Annotated in this window: 7 protein-coding genes; all 7 read left to right on the top strand. The window is 41.7% G+C overall.

Going from position 1 to position 13,908, the window contains the following annotated elements:
* Positions 1-37: 37 nt before the first annotated feature.
* The 7 genes from HH214_RS18230 to HH214_RS18260 all read left to right on the top strand — a co-directional run bounded on the left by HH214_RS18230 (position 38) and on the right by HH214_RS18260 (position 13,907).
* Complete coding sequence (locus HH214_RS18230; RefSeq protein ID WP_169610062.1) at positions 38-1,456, top strand: glycoside hydrolase family 125 protein; 1,419 nt, start codon at positions 38-40, stop codon at positions 1,454-1,456.
* A gap of 9 nt (positions 1,457-1,465) precedes the next feature.
* Positions 1,466-3,304, top strand: a complete 1,839-nt coding sequence (locus HH214_RS18235) for a glycoside hydrolase family 35 protein (protein ID WP_248282139.1) — start codon at positions 1,466-1,468, stop codon at positions 3,302-3,304.
* A gap of 23 nt (positions 3,305-3,327) precedes the next feature.
* Positions 3,328-5,634 (top strand): family 20 glycosylhydrolase, encoded by a 2,307-nt coding sequence (locus HH214_RS18240; protein WP_169610063.1) that lies wholly within the window; start codon positions 3,328-3,330, stop codon positions 5,632-5,634.
* 4 nt (positions 5,635-5,638) lie between these two features.
* Positions 5,639-7,759, top strand: a complete 2,121-nt coding sequence (locus tag HH214_RS18245; protein ID WP_169610064.1) for an alpha-L-fucosidase — start codon at positions 5,639-5,641, stop codon at positions 7,757-7,759.
* Between the two features lie 14 nt (positions 7,760-7,773).
* Positions 7,774-8,895, top strand: a complete 1,122-nt coding sequence (locus HH214_RS18250) for a carbohydrate-binding family 9-like protein (RefSeq protein ID WP_169610065.1) — start codon at positions 7,774-7,776, stop codon at positions 8,893-8,895.
* Between the two features lie 130 nt (positions 8,896-9,025).
* On the top strand, positions 9,026-11,299 hold the full coding sequence (locus tag HH214_RS18255; RefSeq protein ID WP_211166249.1) for a GH92 family glycosyl hydrolase: 2,274 nt from the start codon (positions 9,026-9,028) through the stop codon (positions 11,297-11,299).
* Positions 11,300-11,336: 37 nt separating this feature from the next.
* Positions 11,337-13,907 carry a family 20 glycosylhydrolase gene (locus tag HH214_RS18260; RefSeq protein WP_169610066.1) on the top strand — a complete coding sequence of 857 codons (2,571 nt, stop codon included), beginning with the start codon at positions 11,337-11,339 and terminating at the stop codon, positions 13,905-13,907.
* The last annotated feature ends 1 nt before the right edge of the window (position 13,908 follow it).

Below are 13,908 nucleotides of genomic sequence, written 5' to 3' on the forward strand. Positions count from 1 at the left end.
AAGCTGAGTACATATTGAATAACCAATAACTATACCTATGAAGAGAAGTACTTTTATACAGCAGGCAGGATTACTGACTGCCGGAATGTTTATTAACAAAACCGTTCTTGCCGCCATTGATGAGCGCGTTACCCAACGGCCAGCACTTGGTAAACGTAATTTTACCAGTACAGCTGTTGAGGATGCTATTAAGCAGTTTAAGGCCAAAGTAAGCAATAAAGAATTGGCCTGGATGTTTGAAAACTGCTTTCCAAACACTTTAGATACTACGATTTTTTACTCTGTTACCGATGGTAAACCTGATACTTACGTGATTACCGGCGATATTGATGCCATGTGGTTGCGGGATAGTTCAGCACAACTTTGGCCTTACCTTACTTTTATTAAAAAGGATAAAAAGCTTCAGCAAATGGTAGCCGGGGTGATAAACCGCCAAATGCAATGTGTACTGAAAGACCCATATGCTAATGCTTTTTACAAAGACGCCACTAAGGTAAGCGAATGGAAAACCGACCGCACAGATATGAAGCCGGGCATACATGAGCGTAAGTGGGAAATTGACTCTTTGTGTTACCCTTTACGTTTATCATACCATTATTGGAAAAACACTGGCGATGTACAACCATTTGATGAGCATTGGAAAAATGGAGTAAAGCTTATTTTAAGCACATTTAAAGAGCAGCAACGTAAAACCGGCAAAGGTAGTTACCATTTTCAGCGTGTAACCAATACGCCTACTGATACATTGCCTATGGGCGGTTATGGTTTTCCGATAAAACCAACCGGGTTAATCTGTTCCATGTTTCGCCCAAGTGATGATGCAACTATTTACCCGTTCTTGATACCCTCCAACTTTTTTGCGGTAGTAAGTTTAAAGCAGTCTGCCGAAATGATGCAGGTTTTGAAAGAAAGCCAATTGGCTACTGAACTGCAAAGTTTGGCTACCGAAGTAGAGCAGGCTATACAAAAGCACGGCGTGGTTAACCATCCGTATGCAGGTAAAATATATGCGTTTGAAGTAGATGGTTTTGGAAATGCCAACATGATGGATGATGCCAATATTCCAAGTTTATTGGCTTTGCCTTATTTGGAAGCGGTATCTACCTCTGATCCGATTTATCAGAATACTCGTCGCTTTGTACTATCTGAGCACAACCCATACTTCTATAAAAGCCAGCTTGCCGAAGGCATTGGCGGCCCACATGTTAGCAGAGATGGAATGATCTGGCCATTGAGCATTATTAGCCGTGGATTGACCAGTACTGATGAGCAGGAAATTAAACATTGTATTCAAATGCTTCAGGCTACACACGCAGGTAAAGGCTTTATCCATGAATCATTTAATAAAGATAACCCTGCCGATTTTACCCGGAATTGGTTTGCTTGGGCTAATACCATTTTTGGTGAGTTTCTATGGAAAACTTTCCAGCAAAATCCACAACTGTTAAACAGCTAATCTGATCTGGTGAAAATATCGAGCAATAAATTCCTGTCCGCTTTAGGTGGTGCTTTGCTGCTGGCTGGTACTTTATCTTCAATAGCGCAAACCAGGCACACTTTTGCTTTGGGTAATTCCGATTTCATGTTGGATGGTAAGCCATTGCAAATGATATCAGGAGAAATGCATTGCGCCCGTGTTCCGCGTGAGTACTGGCGCGACCGTATGAAAATGGCAAAAGCCATGGGCCTGAATACCATAGGCACCTACGTGTTCTGGAATGCACATGAGCCGGTTAAAGGCCAATATGATTTTACCGGTAACAATGATATTACTGCTTTTGTTAAAACTGCGCAGGAGGAAGGCTTGTGGGTAGTATTACGTCCAAGCCCTTATGCTTGTGCCGAGTGGGAGTTTGGCGGTTACCCATGGTGGCTGTTAAAAGATAGTACATTGAAGGTAAGAAGCACAGATCCGAAGTTCTTGGCGGCTTACACCAACTATATAAACCAACTGGCTAAACAGTTGGTGCCTTTACAGGTAACGCATGGCGGCAACATTTTGATGATACAAATTGAAAATGAGTATGGGTCATACAGTGATGATAAGAAGTATTTAGACATCAACCGTCAGGTATTCCGCAAGGCTGGCTTTGATGGGGTTCTGTTTACATGCGATGGTGCCGACCAAATGCCTAAAGGCTATCTGCCGGGTTATTTGCCGGCTGTAAATGGCTTGGAAGATCCGGTAAAAGTAAAAGAGCTTATTAACAAGTATCATAATGGGAAAGGCCCTTATTACATAGCCGAGTGGTATCCTGGTTGGTTTGATAATTGGGGTAAAAAGCATGCTAAGGTACCTGCTGATCAGGTCGCACAAACATTAGATAAAATTTTAGCAGCTGGTATTTCAATCAACATGTACATGTTTCATGGAGGTACTACCCGCGGGTTTATGAATGGGGCAAACATGAATGTAAACGATCCCTATTCGCCGCAGGTATCTAGCTATGATTACGATTCACCGCTTGATGAAGCCGGCAATGCTACCGAGAAGTTCTACAAATTCAGAGAAATAATCGCTAAACATCTGCCTACAGGACAAAAGCTTCCGGATGTTCCGGCAAAAAAGCCAACCATTAATATCGCAAATATTAAATTTGATGCTAGTGCCGATATTTTTAACAACTTACCTAAGCCGTCAGTTTCTGCCAAACCTTTATGCTTTGAGGATTTAGACCAAGCTTATGGCTTTGTGCTATATCGGACACAAATAAAGAGTGGCGGTACTCTAAAATTAGACGGGCTAAGAGATTATGCGATTGTATACCTGAATGGGAAACAAATAGCTACACTCGACCGCCGTTTGAAGCAGGATTCAGTTATGCTGAATCAGGTACTTTCCAATACCACGTTGGATATTCTGGTTGAGAATAACGGACGTATAAATTACGGTCCCTTTCTGGCCGACAATCGTCATGGTCTTACTAAAAGCGTAACCCTGAACAATACCGAAGTGCTGAACTGGAAAATGTACCGTTTGCCTTTTAATGATTTAAGTGGCTTTATGTTTAAACCAGGGTTGAACACTGTTGTACATCCGGGTTTGTACAAAGGTATTTTTACTTTAACTAACGTTGCTGATACTTATTTTGACATGCATGCTTTTGGAAAAGGTTTTGTTTTTCTGAATGGTCATAACCTGGGTAAGTACTGGCAAATAGGGCCGCAGCAAACTTTGTATGTACCTGCTGGCTGGCTCAAAAAAGGGAAAAATGAAGTGGTGGTTTTTGATGAATTAAAAACTTCGCATCAAAGTCTTTCCGCTATCAATCACCCTATCCTGGATCAAAATACTACTAATTAATAGCAGCGTATATCTACTTGTTGATGAAAAAGAATATAAGCCGGAAAATAGCACTACTAGGTTCCTTATTAATGTTAGCGGATGCTGGTGCATCATTTGCACAAGATATTTCCTCACGCTTTCCGCTGGTGCCATACCCGCAAAAGTTAACAGTGGGCCAGGGGCTGTTTGTAATTAATAACCAAACATCTATTGTAACACCAGCCAGTAAGAAATATCAGCAAGAAGCTGGTTTGCTGAATGAGTTGTTGCATAATAAGCTAGCGGTTAGGCATAATGGTAAAGCTTTGCCTAAAAACAGCATCCAGTTTGTAGAAGACAACTCGATTACTGCCGAAGAAGGTTATCATCTGCAAATTACATCACAGCACATAATTATCGGGGCTAAAGATGGCGCGGGTATGATTCATGCTGTAGAAACCATCCGTCAGTTACTGCCTGTTGGTATTGAAAACAAACAACAGGCATTGCCGAGTCAACTATCATTACCAGCACTTAACATTGAAGATGCCCCGGTTTATGCCTGGCGGGGTATGCATCTGGATGTATCGCGCCACTTTTTTTCAATAGCCTATTTGAAAAAGTTTATTGACCTGTTAGCCCTGTATAAATTCAATAAGTTTCACCTGCATTTAACTGATGATCAAGGCTGGCGTATTGAAATTAAAAAATATCCCAAACTAACCGAAGAAGGTGCATGGCGAACTTTTAACAACCAGGATTCGGTTTGTATGAAAAAAGCTGCCGACAATCCTGACTTTGTTATCGATCCGCAGCATATCATTCATAAAGATGGTAAAACGTTGTACGGCGGTTACTATACACAAGCGCAGATGAAAGATGTGGTAGCTTACGCTGCTACCCGCCACATCGATATCATACCCGAAATTGATATGCCTGGCCACATGATGGCGGCTATTAATTCCTATCCATTTTTAACCTGTAATGGTGAAAACTCATGGGGCAAACTTTTCACAAAACCTATATGCCCTTGTAACGAAAGCACGTATGAGTTTGCTCAGAATGTATTCGACGAGATCATGGACATTTTTCGATCCAAGTACATCCACATTGGCGGTGATGAAGTGGAACGGTCTGACTGGGCCAAATCTGAAGCTTGTAAAGCATTCATGCAACGCGAGGGAATAAAAGATTTGCCGGCTCTGCAAAGCTACTTTATCAACCGTATGGAAAAATACTTCAATTCAAAAGGCCGTAAGCTGATTGGATGGGATGAAGTATTGGAAGGTGGTATCAGTCATACAGCATTGATAATGTACTGGCGTACCTGGGTGCCGAAAGCACCTGTTGAGGCAGCAAAAAACGGTAATCAGGTTATTATGTCGCCGGGTAACCCTTTGTATTTCGACAATGCACCCGATCATAATTCAATAGACAACGTTTACCATTATAACCCTGTTCCTAAAGGGCTTACCCAAGCAGAAGCCAACGGTATTATTGGTGCGCAAGCTAACTTATGGACGGAGTATGTACCTACTGAGAACCGTGCCGATTACCTGTACATGCCTCGCATGACAGCTTTAGCTGAAAATTTGTGGACACGTAATCATAAATATAACTCCTATTTAGTGCGGTTACGTGCACAATATGCACGATTAAATAACTTACACGTAAACTACCGCTTGCCTGATTTTGATGGCTTAGTAGAACAAAGCGTTTTTACTAACCAAGCCGTGCTTAATTTAAAAAAGCCGTTACCTAACACAACTATTCATTACACTACCAATGGTAATGTACCTAATAAAAATTCGCCTGAGTTAACTGCACCTTTGGTTATCTCGAAATCAAGCTATATCAGGTTGGCTGCATTTAAGCCTAATGGCGTTGCTGGTGATGTATATAATCTGCATTATACCCAACAAAACTTAGCTGAACCTGTGAAGGCTGATGTAAAAGCGGGATTGCTGTGCAGCTATTATCCTGGCGAGTACAAAAGTTCAAAACTGATGGCTAGTGTTCAGCCTAAAGAAACCTTTGTGGTAGATAGCGTTGTGGTACCTAAGGCAGTAACTGCGCCAGGCTTTGGTTTACGTTATCAAGGATATTTGGATGTACCTCAGGATGGTATATATAGTTTTTATTTAACCTGTGATGATGGCGGCATACTCAAAGTAGCTGGCCGCATTACGGTAGATAATGACGGTTGGCACGCTCCTGTTGAAAAAAGCGGGCAGGTAGCCCTAAAAAAAGGTTTACAGCCTATTGAGCTCAATTTTGTTGAAGGTGGCGGCGGATATACCTTGAAGTTAAAATACAGTATCAATGGATCGCAGCCCATGAGCGTACCTGCTGACTGGTTAAAACACTAAACAGATGAGAAAGTGGATTATACTGGCTGCATTAGTTGCAAAAAGCGTATGGTGTAATGCTCAAAGCGCACCTGCGCCTTACGGTGCATTACCATCAAAAGCGCAGCTTAACTGGCACGAAATGGAAATGTACTGCATTATTCATTTCGGGGTAGATACTTATACCAATAAAGAGTGGGGTTATGGTGATGAAAGCCCTGACTTAGTAAATCCAATTAAGTTTGACGCCGTGCAAATAATAGGTGCAGCAAAAGCAGGTGGCTTTAAAGGGGTAGTGATTGTAGCTAAACACCACGATGGTCTTTGTTTATGGCCTACCCAAACTACCGAACATAACATAAGTAAAAGTAGCTGGAAGCAGGGCAAAGGCGATATGGTTAAAGAATACCAACTAGCCTGCCAAAAGCTTGGTATGCAAATGGGCTTGTATTGCTCACCGTGGGATAGGAATAGTGCTTATTATGGACAGCCTGAATACATCAATATTTACCGAAGCCAGCTGAAAGAATTATATACCCGATATGGCAAGCTCTTTATTTCATGGCATGATGGGGCTAATGGCGGAGATGGATATTATGGTGGTAGCAAAGAAGTGCGTAAAATTGACCGGACTACTTATTATGGCTGGCCTGTAACCTGGGCTATTACCCGCCAGTTACAACCTAGTGCAGTATTGTTTGGTGATGTAGGTCCGGATGTACGTTGGGTAGGTAATGAAGAAGGTCATGCCGGCGAAACTTGCTGGGCTACTTATGATCCTGTGGCTCCCGATGTAGGAAGAGAACCATCTAACGGTTACACCAAATATGAACTAGGTATTGAGGGAACTCGAAATGGGAAACATTGGATGCCGGCTGAATGTGATGTTTCATTACGCCCCGGTTGGTTTTATCATGCCAGTCAGAATAGCCAAGTAAAAACCCCTTACGAACTGCTGGATTTATATTACAAGAGTGTCGGGCGTGGTGCTGGTCTGGATTTGGGCTTATCACCAAATCAGCAAGGCTTGTTAAATCCTGAAGATGTAGCTTCGTTACGTCAGTTTGGGCAACTGTTAAAGCAAACCTTTGCTGTTAACCTGGCATCTGGCGCTAAGCTAATTGCCAGCAATGTACGTGGTAACAACAATAGCCAATTTGGTGCACAGCACCTTTTGGATGCTGATAGGTATTCTTATTGGGCCACTGATGATCAAGTAAAAACACCTCAAATTGTATTTAACTTAACCAGCAGCAAAACCTTCAACGTAATTAGGCTGCGTGAAAACATTAAGCTGGGCCAACGCATAGAAAGCTTTGCTGTGGATGCGTGGCAAAACGGAGCTTGGAAACAAATAGGTGCTGCTACCAGCATTGGAGCTAATCGTCTGATCCGTTTGCCTCAAAATATTACCACCGCTAAAGTTCGTTTGCGTATTACAGGCTCTCCGGTTTGTATAGCTTTAAGTGATTTTGGCTTATATAAAGAACCACCACATTTAACAGCGCCTATCATTAGTTGTACCCGGCAAGGTATAGTTAGTATAACTACAGCTGCACCTGTAACGGCTATTCATTATACGTTGGATGGAAGTCAGCCTACACTAAAATCGCCTATTTATACTTCACCTTTCAGTTTGTCCGAAGGTGGTTTAATTAAAGCAATAGCAGTTGATGGGCAACAGCATGGCGAAGTTGCCGCTGTGCAACTGGGCTTAAGTAAAAAGGCTTGGCGTGTTTTATCTGACAATCAAACAAATGCCAGTAGTAAGCCCGAGAATGCTATCGATGAGTCTAATACTTTGTGGAGCACTTTGCAGGCTGATACTACGCAGCATTTTACACCAGCCCAGATCAGTATTGATTTGGGTAAACCGGAAACAATTACAGCTTTTACTTACCTGCCCCGTCAGGATAAATCCGTAATCGGGTTGGTAGATCGTTACGCTTTTCTAATTAGCAATGATGGTAAAGCATGGCAACAGGTTACAACAGGAGAGTTTTCAAATATTAAAGCTAATCCAATTGTGCAAACAGTAACGTTGCCGCAGCACGTTACAGCACGTTTTGTGCAGTTTAAAGCTTTGCATGTGATTGCCGGTAATGGAGCAACAGCCGCTGAGATAGGGATAATTACAGGTAAATAACTGAAGTTTAAGTGATGAATTTTAAATATTCGAATAAATACAATCTGGTAAAAAGCAGCTTATGTACGTTGTTGTTATTGGTAGGTGCACGTTCTTCAGCGCAACAGAATTTTAAGGGCCTTGATAGGTTGTTTTCCTTTCCTAAAAACTATGTAGTAAAGCATACAAATGCCATGCTAACGATGGACGGCAAACTACAAGAGGACGCTTGGCAAAACGCACCCTGGACTACGGATTTTGTTGATATAGAAGGTACCCAAAAGCCTCTGCCGGAGTTTAAAACCCAAGTTAAAATGTTATGGAACGATTCAACTCTTTTCATAGCGGCTAAATTGCAGGAACCACAAGTTTGGGCTACTCAAACCCATCACGATGATATTATTTTTAAGGATAATGATTTTGAGATTTTTATAGATCCTGATAACACTGCTCATCAGTATTTTGAAATTGAAATTAATGCTATTAATAAAATATTTGATTTGTTTTTACCTAAGCCTTATCGTAATGGAGGTGATGCCTTAATTGGATGGAATGTGGATCATTTAAAAACTGGTGTAGCCATACAAGGTACGCTTAACAACCCTGCCGATAAGGATGAAGGCTGGACTGTAGAAATGGCTATCCCGCTTAAAGAATTACGCATGGGGTTCTCATTCAATAAACCGGCGGAAGGCGATATCTGGCGTATAAACTTTTCGCGGGTAGAATGGCATACGAAGGTTGAAGGCACTAGGAATGTTAAACTAAAAGCTGCCAACGGGCGTGAGTTGCCAGAAGAAAACTGGGTTTGGTCGCCACAGGGTGTAATTAACATGCACTATCCGGAGCGTTGGGGATACTTGCAATTTACACGTAAAGCAGAGGCTATATTTAAATTGCCTTTTGCCGAGCAACAGAAGAAATGGCTTTGGTTGGTGTATTATCGGCAAAAAGCGTATTTACAAAAGCATAATCATTATGCAGCCAGTTTAGCAGAACTGAGTATTAATACTATGCCCCTGATTGGTAACTTAAAGAATAAGTTAATGCTTGAAGCTTCCAAGCAGCAGTTTATGGCAAGTATAAATGCTAATGGATATCCGGCTATCAGCATTAATGATGAAGGATTAATTGAAGTTGAAAAGCCAAAACCATAATATTAAAGAGTTTGCTTGTATCTGGTGACTCAATGTCAAAGAAGAATTAATAAAAGAGTACGTTTTAAACTGAGCTGGCTTTATTAAGCCGGATGTTTATTTTATTTATATGATGATGAATTTTTTATCTATGAAAAGAAAAATGTTGCTGTTATCACTGGCCGCGGCATTTACAGGTTTTTGGGCGGGCCATCCGGCTTATAGCCAGCAAAAACAATCAGCTAGTCTTACTAAATATGTAGATCCTTTTATTGGAACGGGTTTCCACGGACATGTGTTCGTAGGGGCTAACGTTCCATTTGGTGCTGTACAGTTGGGTCCAAGCAATATATCTCAAGGCTGGGATTGGTGTTCGGGGTACCATATTTCCGATTCTACCATTGTTGGCTTTCAACATACACATTTAAGTGGAACTGGTATTGGCGACTTAGGAGATATCTCCTTTATGCCAACAACCGGACCGATTAAAGTATTCAAAGGTACGGCAAAGGATATGCAAAGTGGTTATGTATCAACCTTTAGTCACCAGCAGGAAACTGCTCGTCCTGGTTATTATGCTGTTCAATTAAACCGATACCATATTGGGGTAAGGTTAACGACCACACAGCGCGTAGGTTTTCATGAATACACTTTTCCAAAATCCGACCAAGCACACATACTGATTGATTTGGAAGAAGGATTAGGTTGGGATACGCCTGTAAAAACGGCTATTAAGCAAGTTAATGATACTACGGTTACCGGCTTTCGTTATTCAAAAGGCTGGGCGAAAGATCAGCGTATATACTTTACAGCAGTATTTTCAAAACCCATCAAAACCTTCGCCGTATATGATAGTACTGCTGCCAAAACAGGCATGGCTTTAGAAGGTGAAAAAGTAAAAGGCGTATTAAGCTTTACTACTACTGCTGGCGAAAAAGTGTATGTTAAAGTAGGTATATCACCGGTAAGTACGGCTAACGCCATGGCAAACATCAAAGCCGAGCTGCCAGGCTGGAACTTTAACCAAACGGTAGCTACGGCTGATGCGGCCTGGAACAAAGAGTTGCAGAAAGTACAACTTAAAACAACTGATGAAGATAAAAAGCGCATCTTCTATACAGCCTTCTATCATACCATGATTGCGCCATCTACTTTTAACGACCACAATGGCGATTACTGGGGAACTGATAAAAAGGTGCATTCAAAAGCTGGTTTTACCAATCTGACCACCTTTTCATTATGGGATACTTATCGTGCTGCTAACCCGTTATATACCGTTTTGCAGCCAGAGCGTGTAAATGATATGATTAGTTCCATGCTGGCCATCTATCAGCAACAGGGCTCATTACCAATGTGGCATTTGATGGGTAATGAAACGAACACTATGGTGGGTTACAGCGCCGTTCCTATTGTGGTTGATGCGTACCTGAAAGGCTTTAAAGGCTTTGATGCTAAGCTGGCTTATGAAGCGGTAAAAGCTACCGCTATGCGTGATGAGATGGGTACTAAGTACGTTAAGAACCTGGGTTATATTCCGGCAGACAGTACCGTTGAGTCGGTAGCGATGGGGTTGGAGTATGCCATTGATGATTGGAGCATAGCTCAAATGGCTAAAAAGATGGGTAACATGGCCGATTATCAATATTTCAGTAAACGTGGTAAAAACTACCAGAACTATTTTGATAAGCAAACCCACTTTATGCGTGGCAGAGTATCAGCTACAGAATGGCGTACACCTTTTAGTCCGTTTGTATCTCGCCATCGTAAAGACGATTATACTGAAGGTAACGCTTGGCAATATACCTGGCTGGTGCCGCAGGATGTGGAAGGCTTGATAGCTTTACAAGGTGGTGAGCAACCCTTCATTAAAAAGCTTGATTCATTGTTTATAGCCAAAGGTAGCATTGGGGCGGAAGGATCGCCTGATATATCAGGTTTAATTGGTCAGTATGCCCACGGAAACGAACCAAGCCACCACATCACTTACCTATATGCTTACGCAGGGCAACCTTGGAAAACAGCCGAAAAAGTAAGATATATCTTGAAAAACTTCTATACCAGTAAGCATGATGGCATAATTGGTAATGAAGATGTTGGACAGATGTCATCTTGGTATGTTTTCTCTGCTTTGGGTTTTTATCCTGTAAACCCAGCCAATGGTTTGTATGTATTTGGTAGCCCTTTGTTTGATGAGGTGAACCTAAAATTGCCAGGCGGCAAAACCATGCACATGGTTGCCCATAACAACACCGACCAGAATATTTATATACAGCGCATTATGCTTAATGGAAAAAGTTATACTAAATCATATATTTCACATGCTGATTTAATGCAGGGAGGCGAACTGGTTTTTGAAATGGGTAGCAAGCCTAATTTAAATTGGGGTAAAACTCTACAAGATCGTCCGTATTCTGCAAAACCATAAGCAGATTAAATATCAACTGTTCCGAAATACATTTTGTATGATGAAAAAAGTAATTCTTCTGATGTGTGTGCTGATTGCAAGTATTGGTTCCAATGCACAATCTAAAAGCACAGCATTTAATGCGCAAAACTTACAGGTTAAATGGGATGTGTTGCAGAACAACTATAATGGCAAGCCGCAGTTTAAATCAGTACTAAGTTTTACCAATACGGATAAACAAGCCATGCCTGCCAATGGCTGGAAAGTTTACTTCAATTTTGCACGGCAAATTGTTCCTGAATCGGTTGAGGGTCCGGTAAAAATTGAACATCTGAATGGTGATTTTTTCTGCATGTCGCCTAATCCCAATTTTCACGGACTTTCAACAAATGCCACCATGCGGGTGGCGTTTGTTGCAGGTGCTTGGGTAGTAAACTTTACTGATGCGCCTGAAGGTTTTTACTATGTAGCAGACAATGCGCCGGATGTAACTGTTTCTATAAAAAACATTAGTCAAGTACCCTCCACTAAGCCAGAGCAGTTGCAACGTACACCTGCCGATAAGGTGGACGTTGTTACACCGCAGTACGTTTACAAGCAAAATGATCAGATCCAGAACATTCCGGAAAGCGAGCTATCTGGTATTTTCCCCACACCGGTCAATTATAAAAAAGGTGGGCAACCCTTTGTATTAACTGCACATACACAGGTTATAGCTGATGCTGCATTTACAAATGAATCCGCTTACTTAAAACAGCAAATGGCTAATTTATTCATAGGGGCTGCCGTTCATAGTAAGCTTACTGCACGACAGAATATTTCATTGCAGAAAAAGGTTGGCTTGGGTCAGGAGGAATATGAATTACAGGTAAATGCTAATCATATCACCATAGCTGCAAGCACTGGAGCTGGTATTTTCTACGGCATACAATCTTTAAAAAGTTTATTGCCGGCAAAAGCATGGCAGGGTAAAATGCAAAGCATTCCTATTAGGGCTGTAATCGTGAAGGATAAACCGCGTTTTGGTTATCGGGGTTTAATGCTTGACGTAGCACGTAACTTTCAACCGAAAAGCCAGATTTTAAAAGTAATCGATTTAATGAGCATGTATAAGCTAAATACTTTACACATGCACTTGAATGATGATGAAGGCTGGCGTTTGGAAATTCCATCATTGCCTGAGCTAACCAGTGTAGGTTCCAAACGTGGACACACGTTAACTAATACCGACCATTTGCAGCCCTCTTATGGTTCCGGACCGGATGTAAATAACAATTATGGCAGCGGTAATTACAGTAAAGCAGATTTCGTTGAAATATTAAGATATGCGAATATTCGGCATATTACTATCATACCTGAAATTGAAAGTCCGGGTCATGCTAGAGCTGCTATCAAATCGATGGATGCGCGTTACAAACGCTTGATGAAAGCTGGGCAGCAAGCGGAAGCCGAGCGGTATTTATTACACGATTTGCAGGATCAATCGGTTTACTCATCTGTACAGCATTGGAGTGATAATGTCATGGATGTTGCTATACCATCTACCTACAACTTTCTTGAAACGCTAGTTGACGAAATAGTAAATATGTACCGTGAGGCAGGAGCACCCCTGAAAACCATTCATTTTGGTGGCGATGAAGTGCCTGCCGGTGTGTGGGCTAAGTCGCCTTCCGTACAGAAGCTGTTGGCTGGTTCATCTGACGTAAAAACAACAGATGACTTGTGGTACTACTATTTCAAAAAGATAAATCAATTATTGAAAAGCCGAAACCTATATGTGTCGGGGTGGGAAGAAGCTGGTTTAAGGAAGGTAATGGTAAATGGTGTGAAAAAGCAAGTGCCAAACACTGACTTTGCACAAGCAAACTTTCACTTGTATGTATGGAATAACGTTCTAGGCTGGGGAGCAGAAGACTTGGCGTATCAGCTGGCTAATGCAGGTTATCCGGTAATATTATCGTGCGTAAGCAACTTGTATTTCGATTTATCTTACCAGAAAAATTTTTATGAACCAGGGCAGTACTGGGGAGGCTACGTAGATGTAGATAAGCCTTTTAAATTCATCCCGTACAATTATCTAAAGAACATTACAGAAAACTCCATGGGAGTGCCTGTACCAGCTTCGGCATGGGCCAAAAAAGAGAAGCTCACCGAAACGGGTAAAGCTCACATTGTAGGCATACAAGGGCAGTTATGGAGCGAGGAAGCCAAAGGTGTAGATAGAATGGAATATCTGCTTTTACCTAAAATGCTGGGTTTGGCTGAACGTGCATGGGCCAAAGACCCGGATTGGGCTACAGAACTGGATAGTGCTAAAGCAAATACGCTTTACAACACTGCGTGGAGCACATTCTGTAATACCCTAGGCAAAAAAGAACTAGTGAAATTAAGCTATATGCATCAAGGTTTTCAGTACAGAATACCTACAGCTGGTGTTGTTATAGAAAACGGTACGGTTAAAGCTAATGTGCAATTTCCGGGTATGACTATTCGGTACACCACCAATCAAGCTGAACCTATCATTAGCAGTACAATGTACACTGGGCCGCTTACCCAAAAAGGTACATACAAGTTTAGAGTATTTGATGATGCAGGAAGAGGAGGGAGAGTAGTTACGGTGACTAATTAAG

Source organism: Mucilaginibacter robiniae (genome assembly GCF_012849215.1).
GTDB lineage: Bacteria > Bacteroidota > Bacteroidia > Sphingobacteriales > Sphingobacteriaceae > Mucilaginibacter > Mucilaginibacter robiniae.

What these genes read in the sequence shown, in the direction of transcription:
- HH214_RS18230 (WP_169610062.1), top strand. Translation starts at nt 38, where the DNA reads ATGAAGAGAAGTACTTTTATACAGCAGGCAGGATTACTGACTGCCGGA.
- HH214_RS18240 (WP_169610063.1), top strand. Translation starts at nt 3,328, where the DNA reads ATGAAAAAGAATATAAGCCGGAAAATAGCACTACTAGGTTCCTTATTA.
- HH214_RS18245 (WP_169610064.1), top strand. Translation starts at nt 5,639, where the DNA reads ATGAGAAAGTGGATTATACTGGCTGCATTAGTTGCAAAAAGCGTATGG.
- HH214_RS18250 (WP_169610065.1), top strand. Translation starts at nt 7,774, where the DNA reads ATGAATTTTAAATATTCGAATAAATACAATCTGGTAAAAAGCAGCTTA.
- HH214_RS18255 (WP_211166249.1), top strand. Translation starts at nt 9,026, where the DNA reads ATGAAAAGAAAAATGTTGCTGTTATCACTGGCCGCGGCATTTACAGGT.
- HH214_RS18260 (WP_169610066.1), top strand. Translation starts at nt 11,337, where the DNA reads ATGATGAAAAAAGTAATTCTTCTGATGTGTGTGCTGATTGCAAGTATT.